25 protein-coding genes are annotated in these 23468 nt (G+C 69.4%); 18 read left to right on the forward strand and 7 right to left on the reverse strand.

Annotated elements, in window-relative coordinates; all coding sequences use genetic code 11:
• The first annotated feature begins 3 nt into the window (after positions 1–3).
• The 4 genes from CXH06_RS07485 to CXH06_RS07500 are packed head-to-tail and all read left to right on the forward strand — an operon-like array spanning position 4 to position 2814.
• Entirely contained in the window at positions 4–807 is an 804-nt protein-coding gene (locus CXH06_RS07485) for an alpha/beta hydrolase (RefSeq protein WP_114854553.1), read from the forward strand.
• On the forward strand, positions 804–1322 hold the full coding sequence (locus tag CXH06_RS07490) for a hypothetical protein (RefSeq protein ID WP_114854554.1): 519 nt from the start codon (positions 804–806) through the stop codon (positions 1320–1322). Before CXH06_RS07485 ends, CXH06_RS07490 begins: the two co-directional genes overlap by 4 nt.
• Positions 1319–2260 (forward strand): MsnO8 family LLM class oxidoreductase, encoded by a 942-nt coding sequence (locus CXH06_RS07495; protein WP_114854555.1) that lies wholly within the window; start codon positions 1319–1321, stop codon positions 2258–2260. The genes CXH06_RS07490 and CXH06_RS07495 overlap by 4 nt, the downstream gene beginning before the upstream one ends.
• Positions 2257–2814: a cysteine hydrolase family protein gene (locus tag CXH06_RS07500; RefSeq protein ID WP_114854556.1), complete on the forward strand. Its 558-nt coding sequence runs from the start codon at positions 2257–2259 to the stop codon at positions 2812–2814. The genes CXH06_RS07495 and CXH06_RS07500 overlap by 4 nt, the downstream gene beginning before the upstream one ends.
• Before the next feature lie 31 nt (positions 2815–2845).
• On the opposite strand, the gene CXH06_RS07505 is transcribed toward CXH06_RS07500, so the two are convergent.
• Positions 2846–3724 (reverse strand): helix-turn-helix transcriptional regulator, encoded by an 879-nt coding sequence (locus CXH06_RS07505; RefSeq protein WP_232820256.1) that lies wholly within the window; start codon positions 3722–3724, stop codon positions 2846–2848.
• A gap of 109 nt (positions 3725–3833) precedes the next feature.
• Between CXH06_RS07505 and CXH06_RS07510 the strand changes: the two genes are divergently transcribed.
• A complete protein-coding gene (locus CXH06_RS07510) occupies positions 3834–5297 on the forward strand; it encodes an MFS transporter (protein WP_114854558.1) in 1464 nt (487 codons plus the stop codon).
• Positions 5298–5566: 269 nt separating this feature from the next.
• A complete protein-coding gene (locus CXH06_RS07515; protein ID WP_114854559.1) occupies positions 5567–6271 on the forward strand; it encodes an AbiV family abortive infection protein in 705 nt (234 codons plus the stop codon).
• Between the two features lie 171 nt (positions 6272–6442).
• Here the strand turns inward: CXH06_RS07515 and CXH06_RS07520 are convergent, their stop codons facing one another.
• Together CXH06_RS07520 and CXH06_RS07525 are read right to left on the reverse strand one after the other, a co-directional pair.
• Positions 6443–7801 carry a hypothetical protein gene (locus tag CXH06_RS07520; RefSeq protein WP_114854560.1) on the reverse strand — a complete coding sequence of 453 codons (1359 nt, stop codon included), beginning with the start codon at positions 7799–7801 and terminating at the stop codon, positions 6443–6445.
• A 54-nt stretch (positions 7802–7855) separates the two neighbouring features.
• On the reverse strand, positions 7856–8608 hold the full coding sequence (locus CXH06_RS07525; protein ID WP_114854561.1) for a hypothetical protein: 753 nt from the start codon (positions 8606–8608) through the stop codon (positions 7856–7858).
• A 523-nt stretch (positions 8609–9131) separates the two neighbouring features.
• Between CXH06_RS07525 and CXH06_RS07530 the strand changes: the two genes are divergently transcribed.
• Both CXH06_RS07530 and CXH06_RS07535 read left to right on the forward strand, forming a co-directional pair.
• Entirely contained in the window at positions 9132–9602 is a 471-nt protein-coding gene (locus CXH06_RS07530; RefSeq protein WP_114854562.1) for a hemerythrin domain-containing protein, read from the forward strand.
• Positions 9603–9667: 65 nt separating this feature from the next.
• Entirely contained in the window at positions 9668–10513 is an 846-nt protein-coding gene (locus CXH06_RS07535; protein ID WP_114854563.1) for a serine hydrolase, read from the forward strand.
• Between the two features lie 18 nt (positions 10514–10531).
• On the opposite strand, the gene CXH06_RS07540 is transcribed toward CXH06_RS07535, so the two are convergent.
• Positions 10532–10942: a glyoxalase/bleomycin resistance/extradiol dioxygenase family protein gene (locus CXH06_RS07540; protein WP_114854564.1), complete on the reverse strand. Its 411-nt coding sequence runs from the start codon at positions 10940–10942 to the stop codon at positions 10532–10534.
• 114 nt (positions 10943–11056) lie between these two features.
• Here CXH06_RS07540 and CXH06_RS07545 point away from each other — a divergent pair, with 114 nt between their 5' ends.
• The 5 genes from CXH06_RS07545 to CXH06_RS07565 all read left to right on the forward strand — a co-directional run bounded on the left by CXH06_RS07545 (position 11057) and on the right by CXH06_RS07565 (position 15574).
• Complete coding sequence (locus tag CXH06_RS07545; protein WP_114854565.1) at positions 11057–12058, forward strand: YafY family protein; 1002 nt, start codon at positions 11057–11059, stop codon at positions 12056–12058.
• A gap of 134 nt (positions 12059–12192) precedes the next feature.
• Positions 12193–12987 carry an amino acid ABC transporter ATP-binding protein gene (locus CXH06_RS07550; RefSeq protein WP_114854566.1) on the forward strand — a complete coding sequence of 265 codons (795 nt, stop codon included), beginning with the start codon at positions 12193–12195 and terminating at the stop codon, positions 12985–12987.
• 35 nt (positions 12988–13022) lie between these two features.
• Entirely contained in the window at positions 13023–13886 is an 864-nt protein-coding gene (locus CXH06_RS07555) for a glutamate ABC transporter substrate-binding protein (protein ID WP_114854567.1), read from the forward strand.
• Between the two features lie 123 nt (positions 13887–14009).
• Positions 14010–14684 (forward strand): amino acid ABC transporter permease, encoded by a 675-nt coding sequence (locus tag CXH06_RS07560; RefSeq protein WP_114854568.1) that lies wholly within the window; start codon positions 14010–14012, stop codon positions 14682–14684.
• A complete protein-coding gene (locus CXH06_RS07565; protein WP_114854569.1) occupies positions 14681–15574 on the forward strand; it encodes an amino acid ABC transporter permease in 894 nt (297 codons plus the stop codon). The genes CXH06_RS07560 and CXH06_RS07565 overlap by 4 nt, the downstream gene beginning before the upstream one ends.
• Positions 15575–15676: 102 nt before the next feature.
• Here the strand turns inward: CXH06_RS07565 and CXH06_RS07570 are convergent, their stop codons facing one another.
• A complete protein-coding gene (locus CXH06_RS07570; protein WP_232820257.1) occupies positions 15677–16090 on the reverse strand; it encodes a MarR family winged helix-turn-helix transcriptional regulator in 414 nt (137 codons plus the stop codon).
• A gap of 327 nt (positions 16091–16417) precedes the next feature.
• On the opposite strand from CXH06_RS07570, the gene CXH06_RS07575 reads away from it, so the two are divergent.
• On the forward strand, positions 16418–17047 hold the full coding sequence (locus CXH06_RS07575; protein ID WP_114854571.1) for a hypothetical protein: 630 nt from the start codon (positions 16418–16420) through the stop codon (positions 17045–17047).
• 112 nt (positions 17048–17159) lie between these two features.
• Here the strand turns inward: CXH06_RS07575 and CXH06_RS07580 are convergent, their stop codons facing one another.
• A complete protein-coding gene (locus CXH06_RS07580) occupies positions 17160–17741 on the reverse strand; it encodes a GNAT family N-acetyltransferase (RefSeq protein ID WP_198684042.1) in 582 nt (193 codons plus the stop codon).
• A 321-nt stretch (positions 17742–18062) separates the two neighbouring features.
• Here CXH06_RS07580 and CXH06_RS07585 point away from each other — a divergent pair, with 321 nt between their 5' ends.
• Entirely contained in the window at positions 18063–18848 is a 786-nt protein-coding gene (locus CXH06_RS07585) for an alpha/beta fold hydrolase (RefSeq protein ID WP_232820258.1), read from the forward strand.
• A 70-nt stretch (positions 18849–18918) separates the two neighbouring features.
• Here CXH06_RS07585 and CXH06_RS07590 read toward each other — a convergent pair whose 3' ends face one another.
• Complete coding sequence (locus tag CXH06_RS07590) at positions 18919–20550, reverse strand: alkaline phosphatase (protein ID WP_114854572.1); 1632 nt, start codon at positions 20548–20550, stop codon at positions 18919–18921.
• Positions 20551–20710: 160 nt separating this feature from the next.
• On the opposite strand from CXH06_RS07590, the gene CXH06_RS07595 reads away from it, so the two are divergent.
• The 3 genes from CXH06_RS07595 (at position 20711) to CXH06_RS18330 (ending at position 23362) form a co-directional block, all read left to right on the forward strand.
• Positions 20711–21901 (forward strand): epoxide hydrolase family protein, encoded by a 1191-nt coding sequence (locus CXH06_RS07595; RefSeq protein ID WP_114854573.1) that lies wholly within the window; start codon positions 20711–20713, stop codon positions 21899–21901.
• Positions 21902–22044: 143 nt separating this feature from the next.
• Entirely contained in the window at positions 22045–22854 is an 810-nt protein-coding gene (locus CXH06_RS07600) for a hypothetical protein (protein WP_114854574.1), read from the forward strand.
• Positions 22847–23362 (forward strand): hypothetical protein, encoded by a 516-nt coding sequence (locus CXH06_RS18330; protein ID WP_157975655.1) that lies wholly within the window; start codon positions 22847–22849, stop codon positions 23360–23362. The genes CXH06_RS07600 and CXH06_RS18330 overlap by 8 nt, the downstream gene beginning before the upstream one ends.
• Positions 23363–23468: the final 106 nt, after the last annotated feature.

Raw genomic sequence — 23468 nt, forward strand, 5'->3', positions numbered from 1 at the left:
GCGATGACCATGATCACCGCCCTCGAGACGACGCTCGGGAGCGCCGCCGCATCCGGCGGCGCACGGGTACCGCTCCTCGTCCACCGCCCACCCGAGCCGCAGGGCTGGATCGTCTGGGTGCACGGCGGCTCCTGGCAGCACGGATCCGCAGCGGCCTGGGCACCGATCACCTCAGCTCTCGCCGCACGCTCGGGATGGGCGGTCGTCTCAGTCGAGTACCGCCTCGCCCCCGAGCACCGGTTCCCGGCCGCGGTGCTCGACGTGCTCGCAGGCCTCGACTGGGCTGAAGCCCGAGCTGGCGGGGTGCTTGTCGCTATCGGGGGCGACAGTGCCGGAGGGACCATCGCCGCCTCCGCCGCGCTCGCCCGACGCGACACCGGCGAGCGAGTACCGGTCCAGGTGCTGGCGTACCCGCCGCTCGATCCCGTCTGCGCCCGCCCCTCCTATCGCTGCGAGCCTGACGCGTTCCCGAACAAGAGCGACTTGCGGACGGCGTGGCGGCTCTGGCTCGACGGTCCCGGCGATCCGGCAATCCTGCCCACCCCGCTGGAGGCTCGGAACCTTGCGGGGCTGGCCCCGGTGTTCTTGATCGTCGGCGGCGACGACCCGGTGCGCGACGACGTGACCGCCTACGCCGACCGCCTTCGCGACGACGGCGTGCCCACTGGCCTGCGGATGCTGCCCGGCGTCGAGCACGCCGACCTGCTCAGCCCTCGCAGTCGAGTCCTGCCAGCGGTGGCTGACGTCCTGTCCGAGCTGACCCTCGATGAGTCATCAATCGAAACTCCCGAAAGGAACCTCTCATGACCACCACACCTCCTGCACCGCTCGAGGCGCTGACCCGGCACTTCATCGACCTGCGCGACGGCAACCACTTCGGCCACGTCACCCGCACCGGCAAGGAGACCGCCTTCGCCGGGGCCGTCCAGCTGCTCGACGCGCCGGCCCGGCAGGTGCTCGGCGAGTTCAACGAGCACCTCCTGGTCGGCACTGGCAGGATCGACGCCACCGGCCTGCACCGCGATCAGCGCGGCGGACTCATCGCGTCCTGGCTGCTGGCCTGGCCCGAGCAGCGCGCCGCGAACCTCGCCCCGATCAGCCTCATCGCCACCTACGGAGCTGGGTTCCACCACCCGCACCTGCGCGGCGCGACCATCGGCGAGTGGCCGCTCAACGTCGCAGCACCCGGGCATGCCTCTGAACTGGTGCCCGTGTTGCGCACGATTGCCGGTGCCGACATCCACAACCTCGTGTTCCAGGTCGGCGGCGACTGGCGCATCATCCCCGCCCTCCACCCCGCAGATGAAAGGGCTTCGGCGTGAGGCTATCGATCCTCGACCAGGTCCCGATCACCGAGCACACGCCTGCCGACAAGGCCATCGAGAGCGGTCTGAGACTTGCAGTGGAGGCGGAAGAGCTCGGCTACCACCGCATCTGGTACGCCGAGCATCACCGCTCCGCCTCGTTCGCGAGCACCGCCCCCGAGATGATGACCGCCCTCGCCCTGGAACGAACGCAGCAGATCCGGATCGGGACGGGCGGCGTCCTGCTTCCGCTGTACCCGGCGGAGAAGGTCGCCGAGGTCATGGGCCTGCTTACCAGCGTGCACGGCGACAGGGTCGACTCCGGCGTGGGCCGCGCCGCGCTGGACGACCCCGCCTACGGCGAGAAGATCGCTGCGCTCGTCCGCACGCTCGGCACCCGGCACGACTCGGTACCGGGTGAACCGGCGGGACGGGTCTGGGTGCTCGGGGCCGGAGGGTCCGCCGCGCCCCTGGCCGGAGCCGTCGGCGCGGGGTACGCGCACGGGCACTTCTTCGTCCCCCGCGGCGGGGAAGCAGCGACGGCCGCCTATCGGACCAGGGCGGGGGAGCACGGCCACCGGCCGCACACCGTGCTCGCGGTGCGGGTCATCACCGCCGAGACCGCGCAGCGGGCGCAGGAACTGGCTGACGCGACGCTGCTGTGGCGGGCCCGCAAGGACCTCGGCCACGACGGCCCGATCTCGTCCGCCAAGACCGCGGCGAGGCACGAGTGGAGCGATCAGGAACGCACCCGCGCGAAGGCCCGTTCCCACGCGATCATCGCGGGAACACCCGATGACGTGCACCGCACACTTATGGATCTCGGTCGGGTTCACCGTGCCGACGAGATCATGATCAACACCCTTACCAGCGACCCTGCCGACCGGTACGACTCTTACCGACTCCTTGCCCAAGAGTTCGCGGGCCGCGCCGAGAGCACGAATGGAGAGAAATGAAACTGTTCCGACGCCCGGCCCTGATCGTCATCGACGTGCAGCGTGGCTTCGCCGACCCGGACTACTGGGGGCCACGGAACAACGCCGGATGCGAGAGCAACATCGCTCGACTGCTCGCATTCTGGCGACTCAACGCGTGGCCCGTCGTCTTCGTGCGACACGACTCCACGAATAGACAGTCACCGCTCGCAGTGGGGACGCCAGGGAACGAGTTCAAGGACGTCATCACAGGGGAACCGGATCTGCTGGTCAGCAAGAGCGTGAACTCGAGCTTCCACGGCTCTCCCGACTTGCACGACTGGCTGCGTGGAGAAGCCATCGGACAGGTCGTCATCTGCGGGATCACGACGAACCACTGCTGCGAGACGACAGCCCGGGTGGCCGGAAACCTCGGTTACGACACGTCCTTCGTCATCGATGCGACGCACACCTTCGACCGCCCGGCACCGGACGGATCGATGTTCTCCGCCGACACCATCGCCGCGATGACCGCTGCCAATCTGGATGGTGAGTTCGCCACCGTGGTTTCCACCGAGGACGTGGTCGGACGCTGATTGCCCCTCGCGACGGTCGTTCTTTCGCCGGTCAGGACGCCGAGGTGAGCAGCCGCAGCGCTGCGAAGGAGGCGCTGCCGGGCTCGGCGGTGTGGGTGAGGATGCGCTGCCCGTTGCCTTCGGGCAGGTGCAGCACCTCGTATCCGAGCTCGAGTTCCCCGACTTCGGGGTGACGGAACCTCTTCGCCCCGCTGGTGCAGAGCCGGACGTCGTGGCCGGCCCAGAGACGGGCGAACTCGGGACTGTTCATGCTCAGCTCTCCGACGAGCTCGGCCAGGCGCAGGTCGTCGGCGAACTGCGCCGCGACGTACCGCAGGGACGCGACCGCAAGCGCCGCTTCGTCGGCCCAGTCGACGTAGAGGTCGCGGGTGTGCTCGTCGAGGAACAGCAGCTTCATCTGGTTCGGACGATCCTCCACCCACGAGGGCGCGTCGTAGTCGAGATGCCCGGCGAGCAGGAGGTGACCGGCGCGATTCCAGGCGAGGATGTCGTTGAACCGGCCCAGCAGCACCGCGGGCACGTCGCCCATCGAGTGCAGCAGCTGCTCCGCACCGGGCTTGGCCACCTCCGGCTTCGACGCCTGCGGCCGCTTCATCGGGGCGGGGCGCGCCAGTGCGTACAGATGAGCGCGCTCGTCGTCGTCGAGCTGCAGGGCGCGCGCGAGAGCATCGATGATCGCGTCGGACGCGTTCTGCGACTGGCCCTGCTCGAGCCGGGTCAAGTACGTCACCGACACCCCGGCCAACTGTGCCAATTCCTCACGACGGAGGCCGGGCACCCGCCGGCGGCCGTAGCTGTTGACGCCGGCCTCGTCCGGGGTGATGCGGTCGCGGCGCGAGCGCAAGAACTCGCCCAGCTCGGTGACTGGGCCATCGGTGTCGAGGGACTGTGGAACGGCCATGCCATCCATTGTCTCGTACCCGGCCAGACGGAGCCTGACCCTGTCAGTGCTAGGCAACCGCAGACCCCGCAAGCTGGGGATCTGGCTGCCCGCTCCGCGGCGGCCGAGGCTGGATGGCATGACCGAAATCGACACATCACCGCCCCCATCAGCCACGACCGCGCCTCCACGCGCCGATCGCTTCACCACCGCTCAGAAGATCGCGATGGCCGTCCTGCTCACGGCGAACTTCACCCTCGCGGTGGACTTCTCGATCCTCAACGTCGCCCTGCCGCACATTGGCAGCGAGCTCGGATTCGCCACCTCCGCCCTGCAGTGGATCGTGACGTCCTTCGCGCTGTGCGCGGCCGGCTTCACCCTGTTCTTCGGCCGCGTGGCCGACCTGTTCGGCCGCAAGCGCCTGTTCATGATCGGCATCGTCCTGCTCGGCGTCTCCTCCCTGGCAGGCGGCCTCGCCACCGAGCCGGCCCTGCTGCTCACCGCTCGCGTGGGTCAGGGCATCGCGACCGCAATGGTCACCCCCGCCGCCCTGTCGCTGATGACCACCATGTTCCCCGAAGGACCGGCACGCTCCCGCGCGCTCGGCCTCAACGGAGCCCTCATGGCCGCCGGCTTCACATCCGGAGCCGTCCTCGGCGGACTGCTCACCGGCGCAGTGTCCTGGCGATGGGCGTTCTTCATCAACGTCGTCGTCGCCCTCGCCGTCATCGTCATCGCCCCGTTCGTGCTGCGCGAACCGGCCCGCGGACCCCGGCCCAAGCTCGACGTGCCCGGGGCCATCACCATCACCATCGCGCTCGTCGCCCTCGTGTTCGGCATCGACACCGCCGGCCACAACGGCTGGACCCACCCCGGAACCTGGGGCCCGATCCTCGCCGCGCTGATCCTGTTCGCGGTCTTCTTCAAGATCGAGAGCCGCGTCGCCGAGCCCCTCGTCGCACCGGGCCTGCTCAAGCGCCGCAACATCGGCTGGGGGAACACCGCCGGCGTGCTGGCCTTCGGCACGTTCACCTCACTGGTGTTCCTCCTGACCCTCTACCTGCAGCAGATCCTCGGCTACTCCGCCATCGCCGCCGGGCTGGCCCTCGGCGTGCTCGGCATCGGCACCGTCCTCGGCGGACTCGTCGCACCGAAGGTCATCGGCAGGACCAGCGCCAAGACCGCCATCGTCGCCGGACTGGTCGTCCAGGCCGCCGCGACGGCACCGCTCGCGTTCGCCGGAGACAGCCGCGACTGGCTGATCCCGCTGCTGGCCCTCACCTTCATCGGCGGGGTCGCGAACCTCGTCGCGATCGTCGGCTACGTCGTCGCCTCCACCTCCGGTGTCCCCGCTGACCAGCAGGGCCTGGCGACCGGGCTGGTGACGATGAGCCAACAGGTCGGCATCGCGCTCGGCACCCCTGTCATGTCGGCCCTCGCGACCGGCGTCGTCGCCGCCACTCTGCTCCCGGGCCTGCAGTTCGCCATCGGCGTCAACGCCGCCATCGCTATTGCAGCGGCCGTCCTCCTCGCGATCTTCCTCCGCCTGCCCAAGGCTGCGGCACCGGTCGCGGCTGCGGAACCGACTGGAGCCGCTGCCTGACAGAGGCTATCCACGGTGAGCGCCCTGAGAGCCATGACCGACCTGTCGCTGGTTCGCAGGGCGCTCACCCGCCTCCGCGGAGATTGTGATGCAAGGGCGAACCGACGGTCGGGTCGCGGAGATCACCGCCATGACGGACGCTGCGAAAGGCTCATGATCCGGTCGGGCGGGTGAAGATCGACCGCCTGCCTCCCTGAGTGAGGCGGGATCGCCGCCGTCACGACGTCGCTGTATGAACCTGTACACGCGCCGCCGCCGATACTTGGATCATGGCGAAGAGCGAGAAGGAATCGGAGACCATCACGGCCGACTTCGCACGGAGGTGGTGGAAGTTCCTGATGGCGAACACGGTCTCGTTGGTCGAGGATGCGGCGCTCCTCGCGTCCCATGACAGCCCCGGCCGGGCGCAGTCGCTGATCGTGCTGGCCATGGAGGAGCTCGCCAAGGCGCGCTGGCTGTACGAGACGGCCGAGCACGAGTGGACGGCTCCGCTCGGCCTCTTCGGCCTCGAGCGGCGACCAGCCGGCGACGTCACAGTGCCGGAGGGGCTGAGCTCCACTCGACGGCCGCACGCGGAGAAGCTGCAGGTGGCCGAGCAGTTCGCCTCGGGGCTTGCCGGATTCTGGAGCCTGGACCGGCGGATGGAGTACTACGAGCGTCCCGACCTGGAGACATTCACGGCCACTGCCAAGCAGCGCAACCTCGACAAGCAGGCGGGCTTCTACGTGGACCGGGAAGGGGAGAGCATCAACAGCCCCCTCGCCATCACGGCCGACGACATCGCGAACGCCATCCGGCGCACTGCCAAGGTGGTGCAGATGCACCTGATCGAGGACCACACCCGCCAGCAGGACGCACGCGATGCCTCGATGATTGACTCGGCCGAAGACCTGCACTGGGCCGTCATGCCGTACTCGGACCCCGAGCTGTTCGCGGACTACGTCGCCCGGCACCCGACTGATGGAGACGAGTAGACCCGCGCGCCAGATCGGATGAACCCCTCAAAACATCCGGCCGCTCCCGCTCGAGGTGGGCCCGATCCGTGCCTGCGTGCTGGTCGAAATCAACTGGGCGACTGGTTCAGCTCTACCGCGTCGAACGTCGGGACTTCGTCGTGCTCTGCTCGGCGACCCGCGAAGAAGCCGTTACTCCTCTGGAAAGAACGCGGCTTTGAACAGGTCAGCAGCGTCCACCAGATCGGCTGTGGTGACCTGGAGCTCGCCCCGGGTGACCGCATCACTGCCGTCCTCGGTCAGCACCCACGTCACGGAGATCGACGCCGCCTGCGGGTCCTTCGCAAGGATCACGTAATCGTCCTGGTCGCTCGTCCACGGAGCATTCGGCCGGAACGACTCCGGCGTGAGCACGACTTCGGCATCGCCGTCGCGGTTGCTCCACGAAACGGGGTACTCGCGTGGCGTGATCCGGAGGGCGTCGTGGGCGAAGCCGATGCCGAAGAGCTCCTGCCGTCGCACGATGGGTTCGACCAGCTTCTCGTAGTCCGCGTCGTCAGGCTCGAGGTACTCCACGGCCTCGCAATCATGGAAGGTCAGGATGAGGTGGGGTTTCGCGACGAACCGGTCGCGACTGACGACCCTGATTCCCACGCCAGGCAGACCGACGCCGATGAGGTGTTCCCGCCCCTGCTCGATGTTGACGGACCTCTCGCTCCGCCACGACTGCAGGCGCTCCGCTCGTTCCTCCGGCGTCGGCGGTCGTCCTCCGGCCAGGATGCTTGACGCCAGGAGCGCCGATGTCGATGCGAAAGCGCTCTGCGCTGGTTCCTCGCGCTCGGCGAACTCTTCCTCCGCGAAGTCATACAGGCGCTCCAGCACCTCGTCGACGCGATCGACGCGCCCGATCGAGCCAAGGATGTCCACTCCAAGTTCGATCGGCGGCTTTCCACCGCCCCGGGCCCGCTCCACGAGCGCCAGTACCTCGCCGGCGCGGGCCGGGCGGGTGTTGCTGGTGCCTCGAACATAGATCGCGCCGTCCTCGAGGCTGTCGCGGCGGTCGTCGCCCTGGTAGCTCTTGTGGCAAGGGTAGATCGACTGCCCGTCCTCCGGCGGCTGGGCGATGACGAAAAGAACCTCTTGGTCGGAGCCGACTCCGATCCGGCCGAACTCGAAGGCCGGGAACTGCGGCCCGAGGTAGGGGCGGAGGCGGTCCTCGAGCTCGTGGGCCTCGGTGCCGCGCGGCACTCCGGGAGCACTCGCCTTCTGCGCGCCGATCACTAGAACCGCGTAACCGTGGAAGTGCCGCGCGGCTTCATGCGGGCGACGATTGGCAGCCCCCAGGAGGAACTTTGCGATCTTGGCGGCGGTCGCCTTGCTGCTCACGTCGAGTGGGCTCTTGATTTCGAGGTAGGTCGCCTCTGCCTCGTCCCCGACGGCGATCACGTGGTCGAGGATCCCTCGCAGCGCACGCTCGCCGAGCGGAAGAACGGTCGTGTCGAGCGCGGACGCCCTGGCGTCCGAGTCATCTGGAGGCGAGAGATCCGGCATGGAACGATTCTCCCATTCAGACCGACGGACCCCGGGGCGAAAGAGGAATCGCGACTACGCCTTAACGATGCTCGGCACGGGGCGTCCATGCTCCCAGATCTCCCAGCCGATCTTCTTGCCCAGTTCGCCGAAGCACCCCTGGACACCGAGTCGGTGAACGCAGAACCACCAGGCGTCCAACTCATCTGCGACGAAGCCGCGGAGCCTCTTCTCGTAGTCGTCGAGTGCGGCGTTGTCGCCGAACGGGACCTCGTGGAACTCCTGCCGTGTCTCCCTGACGTGCAGCTCGACCCGCTCCCAGTACTCGGACGGCTGGTCGAGTTCGCCGGGCTGATCGGTCGCCAGAATGTCCAGGTGGTGGAAGCGTCCGGACCTCCCGTACCGGGCGAACGTGGCGAAGACGAGCGGGATGACGGTGCTCTGCTTGAGGTGCGCCGCGAGTTGAGCGGAGTATCCACTGGCCGTCGTGCGCTCGATCCCGTCGTCGATCGCCTCCAGAAGGCGTGCGTTCAATTTCTCGATGTCGTGGCCCCATCCGATGAGTTCCGACTTCGTGGGCCAAGCGCCAGCATCGTCGACCGCCTTGCATCCAAGCACGACCTTCATCGCCTTCTCGACCCCAATGCTGCCTTGAGTGAAGACCGAGTCGCCGTCGATGTGTACGTAGCGCATCTCCCGGATCGCCTCGACCGTCGCGCGGAGTAGGTTGCGCACGGAGCCCGATTCCTCGAGGAGGGCGAATCCCTGACGCATCGAGAGCGCCGGGTGCAGACCCGCACGACGCCGTTGAGGCGAGTTCGATGCCATGCTGACCGTCCTTCCCCAGTTCCGATTGCCCTGGGTGTCAAGGATAGGAACAGAAGTACTCGACCAGGTAGGCGAATCCCTTCGTGTGCACCTTGGACTGCTGTGCCCGAGGCGCGGCCGGCTTCCGAAGCCTAGGTGTTGGAGCGGTCGAGACGTCGAGGTCCCTGCGCGATGCCAGGGGCGGGGTCTGTCACCGAGCGACACAGGAATGCTGAGTCATCACGTTAGATCGGAACTGTAATCGGCATCGTTTGACGAGTCGCGTTCCGATTCAACATTACGAACGGAAGCTAAGCTGACCTGCGAAAACGCTCGCGGTGGGGACTCTGAGAGATGGGCATCATGGTCCGTCTCCGAACGTGGTGGAGTTCCGCTTCAACGTGTGAATCGAGCACTTCCCCGGGGCCCGGTGAGCGCGCTACTGTGCACTCAGCGTCGCGTGTCGGTGGCAGTCCGTGTCAGGCATGGAGGCGTGGGACTCGAAGGAGATGGACGATGATGACGTCCTTCCCTTCGCCCTCGTGTGGCTGAGGGCGAGAAGACCAGGCTGGTGGCCTGGAGCGACGAGCTGCGTCGCGTGCATGCGCGCTTGCGTGAGGCACTGGCGATGACGCGGGAGGCGGTCGCTCGCGGCGATTCCGAGCAGGTGGCGAGCCGTGACCTGCTGTTGTTCTGCCACGGATTCTGCAGCGCCCTCACGGGTCATCATGAGGGCGAGGATCGGGACATGTTCCCCGCGATCGCCGCCGAGCATCCCGAGCTGCGCGAGACGCTGCGCATGCTGAAGCAGGATCACTCGATGATCTCGCACCTGGTGAACGGGTTGCAGGCCGCCGTCGACGCGAGATCATCGCCAGAGGAGCTGGCGCGGCACCTCGAGGGCATCTCGGCGATCATGGAGAACCACTTCCGATACGAGGAGCGGCAGCTGCTCGTCGTGCTCGATACGCTTGCCCTCGATGCCGACCCGAAGCGCGTACTGGGTCCGCTCTGAAGCGTTGTCACCCGCGGCGACGCGGTTGGAACCCGCGTTCGAGATCTCACCTCCAGGAGCAGAAGATGAGCGTTGTCCCCGTGTACAGCATCGCCAAGGCCTACACGGCAGTCGCGGTGCTTCGCTCCTTCGACGTCGAGGGTCAGATCGGTGAGCTGGTACCTGATCTGCCGGAGGCCCTTCGCTCGGTGGCGGTGCGGGCCCTGCTGAACCACACCTCGGGCCTCAACGACTATTTCGGATGGGCGGACTACCGTGCCGCGGTCGACGCGCACGAGGACGCGTGGGAGATCGACCGCGTTCTCGACGGAGCGGTCGTTGATCGTGCCGGCCGGTTCCGGTACTCCAATATCGGCTTCGCCCTGCTGCGTCTCGCTCTGGAGCGCGAGGAATCCGCGGATTTCTTCACCGCCATCTCCCGTCGAGTTCTGGAGCCGCTGGGAGTGGAGGCGTTCCCTTTCGCGTCCCGGGGCGACTGGATCGCCTGCACGCACCAGTCGATCGGCGACGACCTTCGCGCCTACGATCCGGGATGGGTCTTCACCGGGACCTTCGCTGTTGAGCCCGACGAGGCGGCGCGCGGGATCGCGGCCGTCATGCGTGGCGAGCTCGGCGACGACATCCCGCGCCTGATGATGCAGTCGGTCGCCGTCGGCGCTCCGGATGCCCATCCGCTGTCGCCCTCTGCCGGTTATGGCCTCGGGGTCATGACCAAGGGGCAGCCGGTGACGGTTCTCGGACACGGGGGGCAGGGGCCGGGCTTCAACCTGTTCGCCGCTGTGAGCGCTGGCAGACGCCGATGGAGCGGACGGGTCGCGGAGGGTCAAGGAGAGGAGCTGGCGCTGATCCAGGCATGCGTCGATGACGTCGAGCGCCGTGACGACGCGGTGGAGTCCAGGGTCGCCGTGTGAGCCGACCCGCGGCCGGTTCTACGAGGGCTGATCGTCTCCGAAGCGCTGCCGAGCCTCTCCGCTGATCGGCGTGAAGAAGTTGAGCAGGGTGCCGTCCGGGTCCCGGACCAACAGCGAGCGGTTTCCCCACGGCATGTCCGTCGGCTGATTGACGAACACGTCGACGACGTTCAGGAGCGCCTCGTAGGTCGCATCGACGTCGTCGACCAGGAAGTCCAGGGTGACGCTGCGATTCGCGTGCGCCTCGGCGGCGCCGTCCCCGAGCAGCGGCACCGTGGCGGAGCTGGCGATGGCGAGAGTTCCGGAGGGGGTGCGGAGCTCGGCGAACATCGGGTGGAGCCGCTGGGCCGTGATGCCGGTGGCTGCTTCGTAGAAGGCGACGAGGGCGTCGACGTCGTCGGTGATGATGCGGGTGGCCGCGAGCTGCATGGTGGGCTCCTTCGGAGAGGTGAGCGGGAGGTGGCCGCCGAACGCGGCCGTCCACGCCACGCTATGAGCAATACCGGGCGGGAACTGTCCGGTATGGCTGGGAGGATCGACCACATGGCCGACACCACCGCGCGGGCACGGCAGCTGCTCGAGCTGCTGCAGTCCGCGCACCAGCGCACCGTCCCCGAGCTCGCCGATCGCCTCGGTGTCGACGAGCGGACGATTCGCCGGGACGTGGCGCGACTGGTCGATCTGGGCCTGCCCGTCGAGACCCGGCGCGGGCGCTACGGCGGATATCGGCTCGCGCCCGGTCGGCATGTCCTCCCGCTCATGTTCACCCCCGAGGAAGTGGTCGCCGTCTTCCTGGGTCTCGCCCGCGCGCAGGAGGCGTCCCGCGAGCCGGGCATCGCCGCGCAGACCGCCCTCGCCAAGATCACCCGAGCGCTGCCGGCCGCCGATGCCGAGAGGATCGAGGCCCTGCTCGGGGTGATGACGCACTCCTCCCCGCGCGGACCCGGGGTCCCCGACCCCGCGTTGATGCTGACCCTGGCGGAGGCCGTCGAGCATCGGCGCGTCCTCGACCTGCGCTATGCCACCGGCGAGGGCGTGCCATCCCGGCGCACCGTCCACCCGTATGACCTGATCGCGCACGAGGATCGGTGGTACCTGGTCGCCTTCGACACCGGCCGGCAGGAGGAGCGGACGTTCCGGGTCGACAGGATCCGCACCGCTCGGTCCGTGCGCGAGACCTTCACCGCGCCCCGACGGCCGGATGCGGCAGGACGCCTGCTCGACGGATTCGCCGCAGCGGACTATCGGTGGCACGTCGTGCTCCATCTCCGGGCGACCGAGGACCGCATCCGCGCTCAACTGCCACGGAGCGTCGCCCGGCTCGAGCGCTCGGAGACCGGAGACGACGGGGTGGGGGAGGGTGGTCCTCCCTGGCACCGGGCGGAGATCCACGCCGAGAGCCTCGACTGGCTGCCGTCGGTGATCGCGGCGCTGGACTGTGAGGTGCGGATCGAGGAGCCCGACGAGCTCAGAGCGCGGGTGACGGCGGTGGCGGCGAGGATGCAGCAGGCTGCCGGTGGCGGCAGAAGGCCACGCGGATCCTGATCCCACAGGAGGCGCGGATGCCGGTCAGCGCGTCCTCTCCGGCGTCGGGCTCCGCGGCGGCCGAGCAGGCAACGATTTGATCAAGGTGCCCTGACGACCGGGTGGGACGTCGCGCACCATATAGTCTCTATGGTATGACGCAGATCACACCGTGGTCGGATGGGCGCGCAGCGGGGCCCTCGGCCCCGAGGCGTCCGCTCGTCGAGCTGGTGGACGTGAACAAGCACTTCGGCGCATTCCAGGCACTCACCGACATCACCCTGACCATCCCCGAACGGCAGGTGGCGATCGTGATCGGCCCCTCGGGCTCGGGCAAGTCGACCCTGTGCCGGACCATCAACCGGCTCGAGACGATCGACGACGGGGGCCGCATCAGCATCGACGGCACGGTGCTGCCCGAGGAGGGCAAGGCGCTGGCCGCCCTGCGCGCGGACGTCGGCATGGTGTTCCAGTCCTTCAACCTCTTCGCCCACAAGTCGGTCCTGGAGAACGTCACGGTCGGGCCCATCAAGGTCAGGGGAGTGAAGAAGGCCCAGGCGGTGAAGGAGGCCATGACCCTGCTGGAGCGTGTCGGTGTGGCCGAGCAGGCCAAGAAGCTGCCGGCCGAGCTCTCCGGCGGGCAGCAGCAGCGAGTGGCCATCGCCAGAGCCCTGGCCATGAGGCCGAAGGTCATGCTGTTCGACGAGCCGACCTCCGCCCTGGACCCCGAGATGGTCCAGGAGGTCCTGGACGTCATGGTTCAGCTGGCGGAGGAGGGCATGACCATGCTCGTGGTCACCCACGAGATGGGCTTCGCCCGCCAGGCCGGGGACCGCGTGATCTTCATGGACGAAGGGCGGGTCCTGGAGGACACCGACCCCGAGTCGTTCTTCACCGACCCGCAGCACGACCGTGCCAAGAGCTTCCTCGGGAAGATCCTGGCGCACTGACCGCCCCCACGCACCACCGACCCTCTGGAGGAATCATGCGCACCAAGCTCGCATCCGCGGCGGCGGTCGCCGCCGCATCCGTTCTCATCATGTCCGCCTGCGCCCCGTCGCAGACCGGAGGGGACGAGGGAGGAGAGGCCGAGGGCGGCGGGGACACCGTCCGCATCGGCATCAAGTACGACCAGCCGGGCCTCGGCTTCCGCGAGGGCGACGGCGACCCCACCGGCTTCGACGTCGAGGTCGCGAAGTACGTGGCGGAGGAGCTGGGGTACACCGAGGACCAGATCGAATGGGTCCAGACCCCCTCGGCCAACCGGGAGAACGCGCTCGAGGGCGGCGAGGTCGACATGATCTTCGCGACCTACTCCATCACCGACGAGCGCGACGAGCGCGTCGACTTCGCCGGTCCCTACTTCGTGGCCGGCCAGGATCTCCTGGTCCGCGCCGATGACACCGAGATCACCGGGCCGGACGCCCTGGACGGCAAGAACCTCTGCTCGGTCACGGGCTCGACCTCCGCCCAGAAGATCAAGGAGGAGTACGCCCAGGGTGTGGAGCTGGTCGAGCAGGGTGGCTACGCCGAGTGCGTCACCTACCTCGAATCCGGCCAGGTGGATGCGGTGACCACCGACGACATCATCCTCGCCGGCCTCGCCGCGACCCCGGAGAACGCCGAGAAGTTCATGGTCGTGGGCAACGCCTTCTCGGTGGAGCGCTACGGGGTCGGCATCCCCACCGGCTCGGAGATGTGCGAGGACATCAACGCCGCCATCACGCAGATGAAGGAGGACGGGGCCTGGCAGGAGGCGCTGGACACCGCCACCGAGGGCACCGGGTACACCCCCGACGAGGAGCTGAACAACGGCCCGGAGGCCGAGCTCGAGTCCTGCGACGACTGAGCGTCCGCACCGCACCGCCCGGCGGAGACGGGACGGGAGATCGCCCGTCCCGTCTCCGCCCCTCCCGCGGCCGCGGCCACGCTGGATCCGCCCCGGGCCACGGGACCGCGAGACAGGAGGCACATGAACGGATTCATCGAGCTCCTCGCCGAGTACGACGTGCTGGGCGCCTTCTGGATGAACGTCACGCTGATGGCGATCGCGGCGGTCGGCTCCTTCGTCCTGGGCACGATCCTGGCTCTGTTCCGGATCTCGCCGGTGGAGTCCTTCCGTGCCATCGGCACCGCGTACGTCAACATCGTGCGCAACACGCCGCTGACGATCATCATGGTGCTCGGTGTGCTGGCGGTGTGGGGTCAGCTCCAGGTCGAGTTCTTCTCGAGCTTCGCCCTGAACTTCTTCACCTACGCCGTGATCGCCCTGACGCTCTACCACGCCTCCTTCGTCTGCGAGGCGATCCGCTCGGGGGTCAACACCGTGCCCCTGGGGCAGGTCGAGGCGGCACGAGCGATCGGGCTGAGCTTCCTGCCGGCCGCCCGGATCATCGTGCTCCCGCAGGCGCTGCGCGGCGCGATCACCCCGCTGGGCAACACCTTGATCGCCCTGACCAAGAACACCACGGTCGCGGCCGCGGCCTCGGTGGCGGAGGCGTCCGGCCTGATGAGCACCATGATCGAGTTCAACCCGGATCTCATGGTCTACATCTTCCTCACCATCGCGATCGGCTTCTGCCTGCTCGTGATCCCCATGGGCATCCTCACCACCTGGCTGTCCGACAAGCTGTCGGTGGCACGATGAGCGCGGAAGCCGGAATCCTCTTCGACGCGCCGGGACCACGGGCCCGGCGGAAGATCCTCCTCGCCAACCTCCTCGCCCTCGCCGGGGTTCTCGTCGTCGCTGCGGTGGTGCTGCTGCAGCTGAACCGTCAGGGTCAGCTGGCCCCGCAGCAGTGGACCAACGCGCTCAATGCCAACGCCTGGGCGAACTACTACCTCCCCGGCCTGAAGTTCACCCTGCAGTCCTCGGGGATCGCCGTGTTCACCGCGATGATCTTCGGGCTGGTCTTCGGATTCCTGCGGCTGGCCCCGTTCGCGATCGTCCGTGGGGCCTCGAGCGTCGTCGTCGAGTTCTTCCGCGCCGTGCCGGTCCTGGTGATGATGTTCTTCCTGTACTTCTTCCTCTCCCGTCAGGTGGCGCCCACCGGCCTCATCGCCTCGGCGGACTCCGCCTATTTCGCGGTGATCATCGGCCTGACCCTGTACAACGGCGCCGTCATCGCGGAGCTGATCCGCTCGGGCGTGAGGTCGCTGCCGAGGGGGCAGCGGGAGGCGGCGGCCGCCCTCGGCATGACCAGCTCCCAGTCCCTGCGGATCGTGGAGGTCCCGCAGGCGCTGACCGCCATGCTGCCCTCGCTGCTGAGCCAGTTCGTGGTCATCCTGAAGGACTCCGCCCTCGGCTTCCTCATCGCCTTCTACGAGCTGCTGCAGTACTCCCGCCAGCTCGGCGCGGGGTACTCCAACATCCTCCAGACCCTCGTCGTCGCGGCGCTGATCTTCATCGTCATCAACTACGTCCTCACCAGGGTCGCGACGTGGCTGGCGGGCATGCTGTCCTCCCGGACCGGAGGTGCCACGGCCCCGGCCACCTCCACCACGATGGTCTCCGCCGCGGGCCAGGGCATGCGGTGAGGACAGGGCGTCAGGGGACCGGCCGCGAGGCTGGACGTGGTCCGTCGGCCCGAGGGTGCGGGCAGGGGGCGTCGTGCTCGAACTGCTCGAGGAGCTCGGACCTCAGTGCGGTCGGCCGTGTCGGGAAGGCGCCGCGCCCATCGCCTTCCGCAGGAGGGACGCGAGGCGGGTCTGCTCCTCGCCGTCGAGGGGTTCCACCATCTCCCGGACGAAGGCGAAGGAGGCGTCGAATGCGGCCCTCGTCGCCTCTCCGTCCGCCGTGGCGACGACCTGGCGTGCGCGTCCGTCCTCGGGGCATGCGCGGCGCTGGACCAGCGATCGATTCTCCAGCCGCTTGATGATCTGCGTGATGTTGGAGGCGTCGCAGCCGACCGCCGCGGCGAGCTCGCTCATGCGTCGCGGCCGATCGAGGCGGCCCAGGACGCATGCCTGTGCCGATGTGAGGCCGTGCTGCTGTGCCGCCCTCTCGTAGGCCCGGTTGTAGTCGTCGACGAAGGCGGACAGCGCGCCGAGCACGTCGTCCGTCGTCGCAGCTGGAGGGGCGGAGAGTGGCATGGAGGCAGGGTATGGCCAGTGCTTGATGACCTCAAGTACCGTGGGCGGCAGGTACTTGAGACTATCAAGCAGATCGGAGATCCGAGCATGCAGCACACCGCCTTCGTGACAGGAGGTCGTGGGAAGACCGGCCGGTCGGTTCTGGAGCTCCTCTCCGGGGACCCGGTTCTCGCGGCATATGGAGGGACGTCGCGGCGCGCCGTTCAGCGTGACGGTCTGGTGGCATTCGATTGGCACGACCCGTCGGGCTGGCGGTCAGCCGTCGCGGGGGCCGATCGGATCTTCCTGATGCGACCGGACCTCGACGATGCTCCCGACCTCGTCCGTCAGCTCCTGGACATGGTCGCCGACGCCCACGTGGTGCTGCTGTCCGAGCAGGGCGCGGGCGCCCTGGCGTCCGGCGACTGGGCGCGGCGCGTGGAGGAGGAGCTGGTGACGCGGGCTCGCCACTGGACGATCCTCCGCCCCTCCTGGTTCCTCCAGTCGCTGGTCGAGCCCCGGGACTTCCCCCACGGGATCCTCGTCGACGGCGTGCTCCGCCTCCCCGCCGGCGCGGCACCGATCGCCTGGGTCGACGTACGCGACATCGCGGCCGTGGCGGCTGAGATCCTGCGGGACCCGGAGATGCATGATCGGGCGGCGTACACCGTGACCGGGCCGGACGCGGTGACGGATGCGCAGATCGCGGCGGAGCTCTCCGCCGCCCTCGGCACCCCGGTGCACGCGCAGGAGCCGTCGGCCGCGATCCTCGAGGGCGACGAGATGCTGCGGTCGATGTCCGATCTCTTCGCGCGAGCGCGCAGCGGCGTCTTCGCGGAGGTCACGGACACCGTGGAGCAGCTCGGCGGCCGGCCGCCGATCAGCCTGGACGCCTTCGTCGCCGAGCACCGCGACTCCTTCGCGACCTCTCCGGCGTGAGCAGAGGTCTTCCGCCGTACGGTCAGAGCCGATGGATCCACTGCCCTCGGTCGTCGGCGACGGCGCCATCGAATCTCGGCTGCGAGAGACGGGGCCGCGCGGGGGACGCGGTTCACCGCGTGGACGTCGCTGCTGCGTCGAGGCGGAAGACGTGCTCGTCGATCTCCTGACCGACTCCGTGGGCGAAGGACCGGACGGTTCGGACCCGTGCAAAGCCGGACTGCGCGAGCACGGCTGCGGATGCCGTGTTGTGGGCGGCCACGCGCGCGAAGATCGGGCGGGTCATGTCGAGCTCGAGCAGGGCGGACAGCGCGGCCGTGGCGATTCCGCGGCCGCGCTGCTCAGGGTCCACCCAATAGGTGACGTCGCGTTCGTGGTCGATGGTGAAGCTGCCGACCACGCCGGCCAGCACATCGTCCGCGAGCACCGCGCAGAGGAGGACGTCCCGGTCGGCGCGGATGCGGGCGTAGTGGGCGTCGAACGCTGATCGGTCCTCGGGGTCAGGTCGGGTGAACGCCGCCTGCCGGATGCTGTCGGGGTCGCACTCCCAGGCGTAGAGCTGGTCGAGGTCACCTGACTGCAGGGGACGGAGCGTCACCGGCACCATGACCTCAAGCCTGGACAGGCGTCCGCGGATGCCGGCGGGTGAGTAGCGCGTGCCCTCGCGCCAGTCGCGCCGTTGAGCGGTGTCCATGATCTCGACGAGGCGAGAACATCGTGGTGAGACTCCATGCGCCCAGTGTGCTCGCCGAGCGTTCGACCGTCGAGACCGCCCCGGCTGTCCGCGGCGAGATCTGCCGCTCGCCGCAGGTCGATGGGGACCCTCTGCCGAGCCGGCATGCGATGCGGCGCTAGCATCTGGGGTGCATGAGGAGGTGGTCGCCGATGATGTCCCACGTCGTCCGGGGGCTCGATGTCGCCGTGACGCAGCAGCTCGTCGCGCGGGCGAGTTCCGGCTGGCCGCACCCGCCGCGATCGCACCGCGCGTCACGTGGCAGCTCCGGTGGGTGATCCCGTGTCGATCGCCGTGACGGAGGTCGGCGGCGACGGCCCGCCGCTCCTGCTCCTCCACGGCCTCGCCGGGAGCTCCCGGGAGATGCTGCCGACGGCACGGGCGCTGAGTGACGACTTCCGGGTGCTGTTGATGGACCAGCGCGGGCACGGCCGCAGCAGCCGGCGACCGGCGGATCTGTCGCGTGAGGCCTTCGTCGGTGATGTCGTGCGCGTCCTGGAGCAGCGCGCGCCGGGGGAGCGGAGCTATCTGGTCGGTCAGTCGATGGGGGCGCACACAGCTGTCCTCGCCGCGGCGGCGCGTCCGGATCTCGTCGCGGGTCTCGTCCTGCTCGAAGGGCATGTCGCCGGCGACGACGACCCGGGCTCTGCAGTCGGCCTGGGGAGGTTCTTCGCGTCCTGGCCCGTGCCCTTCGCCGACGAGGACGCGGCGCGCGCGTTCCTCGGATCGGAGGCGATCGCGGAAGCATGGATCGCCGATCTCGAGACGAGCCCCGACGGTCTGCGACCGCGCTTCGACGCGGACATCATGCAGCGCACGATTGAGGCCGTGCACGTGCCGCGCTGGGAGGAGTGGGAGTCGCTGCGGGTCCCGACGCTCGCCATCTTCGCGCGCAGCGGGATGTTCAGCGATGCCGAGAAGGACGAGCTGATGCGGCGTCGGCCCGGAGCCGATCGGACCGACCTGCCGGCGGGGAGCCATGATGCGCACCTCGACGCCCCCGACGAGTGGATCGGTGCTCTGCGCCGCTGGCTCCTGTCCCGCGCGGGGACCGCGTCAGCGCGGTGAGGGGCCGGTGCTCCTGCGGTGCTCGCCCGTGGTCCTCGCGCCCGCGCGGGAGCGCTCTGCCGCCCCGCCCTCAGCGCTGCGGGGTCAGCGTGCGCGTGTACTGCACCTCGCCGGTGGCGTCGATCAGCTCGACGGTGAACTCCTCACCGTCGGGAGCCACCTCGACCCGGCCGAAGAACTGGCCCTTCCCGTCGCGCGGGGAGCCCATGGCGGGTCCGGCCTTCTGGAAGTCGACCTCGGGCCCGAAGGTCCCGTCCATCTCGTTGGGGCCGAAGGAGCCGGCGTTGATCGGGCCGGCCACGAACTCCCAGAACGGGTCGAAGTCGGTGAACGCGGCGCGCTCGGGGGAGTAGTGGTGGGCGGCGCAGTAGTGGACGTCGCCGGTGAGGAAGACGATGTTCTTCGTCCCCTGGTGCTTGATCCCGGACAGCAGGCGGGCCAGCTCGAGCTCGCGTCCCAGCGGAGCGCCGTGCTCGGCGTTGGAGATCGACTCCTGCCCCTCGCCGTCGGGGACGATGATGCCCAGCGGCAGGTCCGCGAGGATCACCTTCCAGGTCGCCTTCGAGGTGCGCAGACCCTTCAGCAGCCACTCCAGCTGCTCCTCGCCGAGGATCGACGTGGCCTCCTGCTCCATGCCCGGGGTGTTCTCGCCCTTGGCGGTGCGCATGTCCAGCACGAACACATCCAGCTCCGGGCCGCGCTCGATGCGGCGGTAGATGCGCGCCGGCTCGAAGCCGGAGCCCTGCCCCATCGCGCGGGGATCGGCGATCGGCTGGTACTCCTGCCAGGCGCGGCGCCCACGGGCGGCGAGCGTGTTCACGTCGCGGACGGAGTAGCGCTCGTCCTCGAGGATCTCGCCGGGCCACCAGTTGTTGGTGGTCTCGTGATCGTCCCAGGTGGCGATCACGGGGACCTCGGCGTACATCGCGCGGACGTTGTCGTCCTGGAGGTTGTAGGAGTGGCGACCGCGGAACTCCTGCAGGGTCTCGGCGACCTTGGAGACCTCCTCGGTGACCAGGTTGCGCCAGAGGGCGCCGTCCGGCTCCTCGAGGGTCTCGGCGATCGGACCGTCCGCGTAGACGGTGTCGCCGGCGTGGAGGAAGAAGTCCGGGGCGAGGGCGCGCATCGTCTCGTAGCCGAACATGCCGCCCACGTCCGGGTTGATGCCGTAACCCTGGCCGGCGGTGTCCGCCGTCCAGACGAAGCTCTGCGCGCCGCCCTCGTGCGTGCCGGGGGCGGTGCGGAAGCTGCCGGTGCCGATCTCGCTCTGCCGGCCGTTCTCGTCCTCGAAGAACAGCTCGGTCTCGTAGGCGGTGCCCGCGGGCAGCCCTTTCGCCGTGATCCGCGCGGTGAAGTCGGTGTCCGCGGTGGCCCGGGAGCCGCGCAGGGTGATCGGCTGTCCGCCGCGGCCCTTCCCTGCGCCCTTGCCGTTGCCGGTGAGGCGCTCGCCGTCGGCGTCCAGGGCGTGCAGGACGGCGTGCAGCCGCCCCTCCCCGGAGGCACGGGACCACAGCACCGCGCTGGAGGAGGTGACGTCGCCGGTCTGGAGACCGGAGGGCAGCGTGAGCCGCGAGCCGACAGGGCCGGTGGGCCGGGCCGGGGTGGCCAGCGCGGGGGCGGCGACCGGCAGGGACGTGGCGAGCGCGGCGACGGCGGCGCCCTGGAGGAGGGAGCGACGGTTCGGGGCGGCGGAGTGATGCATGGTCGTCAGTGAACCCTGCGACGGTGACGGGGGACTGGCGAGGAGATGACAGGCAGACGACGCAGCGGCACGTGATCGCGGATCCGTGGAAGGGGGTGGTGGGACCCCTCGGGGCCTGCTAGCTTCGCCACGGCCGGTTCCGCGACGACGAGGACGTCCCATGTCTCGACCAGACAGCACAGTGCACCCCTTCGTCGCGCACGTCGCCGACGCCGAGCTCGAGGATCTGCGGGCCCGGCTGGCCGCGGCGCGGCTGCCGGAGGCGGAGACCTGCCACCGCCCCGCGCCCGACCCCCGTCGGTGGGACCAGGGCGTGCCCCTCGCCGATCTGGTGGATCTGGTGGACCACTGGCGCACCGGCTACGACTGGCGCGCCTTCGAGCAGCGGCTCGAGAGCATCGGGCAGTTCCGCACCACCATCGACGGTCTGGGGATCCACTTTCTGCACCGACGGTCCTCGCGCCCCGACGCCACCGCGCTGCTCCTCACGCACGGCTGGCCGGGCAGCGTCGCGGAGTTCGTCGACGTGGTCGACGAGCTGGCGGAGCCGTCGGACCCCTCCGCGCCCGCGTTCCACGTCGTGGCGCCCTCGCTGCCGGGCTTCGGGTACAGCGACCGTCCCGCCGGCACAGGGTGGGGCGTCGGGAGGATCGCCGCGGCCTGGGTGGAGCTGATGGGACGGCTCGGCTACCCCCGGTTCCTCGCCCACGGCGGGGACTGGGGCGGTGTGATCACCACCGTCCTGGGCGGCAGGTTCCCGGAGCAGGTGATCGGCATCCACACCACGGTGGCGCAGGCGCCGCCCGGCCTGTCGATGGACTCCCTGACGGCGACGGAGCGCGCCTGGGCCCAGGGGACCGCCGATTTCTGGACGTACCGCGCGGCGTACGCGAAGCAGCAGGCGACGCGGCCCCAGACCATCGGGTACGCGCTCGTCGACTCCCCGGTGGGTCTGCTCGCCTGGATCCTGGACAAGTTCGCGGAGTGGACCGACACCGCGGACAGCCCGTTCGAGACCATCTCCCGGGACCGGCTCCTCGACGACGTGACCCTGTACTGGCTGACGCGGACCGGGGCGTCCGCGGCCCGCATCTACGCCGAGAGCCATGGCGGGGTGAACGCCTACGACCCCGAGCTCCGGGTCGACGTCCCGTCGGCCATCACCACCTACCCCCGCGACATCGAGCGGTGTCCGCGCCCGTGGGCGCAGGAGCGGTACCGGGACATCGTCCACTGGGAGACGCCCGAGCGCGGCGGCCATTTCCCGTCGCTCGAGGTGCCCCGGTTCTTCGTGCGGGACCTGCAGCAGGGCCTCGCCGCCGTCCTCGCCGCGAGCGGTCCTCGCTCCTGATCCCTCCGCCCCTCGCCGGGCCTCGGAGCGCGGAGGTCCGAGTCGCCGCGTCGATCTGGGACGATGTGCGGCGACGCCGTGCCCACGAGGGGTGGTGGCAGCGAGGCTGCGGGCGTCTCGACGACAGGGGTGGGGAGCAGTCCATGGCGAAGTACTCGGGGACCACGGGCGCAGGAGCACTGAGCTCCTTCGCCTTCGAGCTGGCGTTCCTGACGGTCGTCGTCTGCGGAGTGCTGGCGACCGTGCAGGCCATCGCCCTGAACGCCGTCGGTGGGTACGCGATCCTGGCACAGCAGACCACCCTCGAGCACATCGATCGGGGGACCACGATCGAGATGGCGATGCTGCTCTCGGGACCGATCCTGGCGGGACTCTGGTGCCTCCGCCTCGTCGGCCGCCGTCGCCGGACGCAGCAGGCCCCGTGGGGGCTCGTCGTCGACGAGCGCGGCCTGCACCGCACCTTCGCCGAGCGCGATCCGCATGTCATCGAATGGGGGCAGGTGGAGAGCCTGGTGTGGAACCGGAGCACGGGCGAACTCGAGGTCGGGATCCGCGACACCGGCTCGGGCAGCGGGCCGATCCGCTTCGACCTCTCCCGGCTCCGGGCGCGCTCCCGGGGCGTCGTCGGCGCCGTCGAGAAGCACAGCGGACGGACGGTGGAGCCGTCTCGCGCCCCGGGGTCCCCGGCGGTGAGGATCGCGTGGAGGAAGATCGGGATCACCGCCGTGGTGGGCCTCGTCGCGCTCGTGTGCGTGGGAGTCACGGTGCTGACCTGGGGCGAAGGGTTGGCGTCCGGATGGACGGACACCGGCTGGATCCGCGATGCGCTTCCCCGGACCCTGGGCGGGATGGCCGTCGGGCCGCTGGCGGTCGCTGTGCTCGCCGTGGTGATGGTGTGGGCGGTGGCGCCGGACGCGCACGGACCGCGACGCGAGAGGAGATCTCGTGGCTGACTGGCTGGGGACGACGCTCCTGGGCGCCATGAGCGCCGTCCTCCTCGTGTCCGGGATCATGGCCTACCGGGGGACGTACGTGTCCTGGCTGGCGCTGAAGTCCTTCTTCCCGGGCTGGCCCGGTCTGGCCGGACTGTACCTCGGGATCGCCTTCGCCGACGTGCTGCTGATGCGCGCGCTGCTCGATGCGGCCCTCGACGGACCTCTGCTGCTCGGCATCGTCTATCTGCTGCTCTTCGGCATTCTCGTCGCCTCCGCGATGATCGGGCTCATCGGGATGTTCTGGTTGCCGCGCTTCCTCCTGCCGCTCTGGGTGAGGGAGACCATCGACGAGATCCGTCGCGGCGAGGACCCTCTGAGCCAGGCCCTCCGGCCCGGGGGCAGCCTCTACGGACGGCTCGGCGTCCCGCGGCCGCGTCCTCCGCGCCCGCGAGGGCAGGGCGGTTCGCGCCGGCGATCCACCGAGCGAACTGTCTGGAGAGCACGGCGACAGCCTCCCCGTCGATGAGGAGTGCCGGGGCGCCGAGCGCGGCGACGCCGACCAGGATGATCGGGCGAAGGCGGTCGGATCCCCGGCGCTCCGCGGCGCGCACCGCGCCCTCGCGCGCCTGACG

Source organism: Brachybacterium sp. YJGR34, from assembly GCF_003347015.1.
GTDB lineage: Bacteria > Actinomycetota > Actinomycetes > Actinomycetales > Dermabacteraceae > Brachybacterium.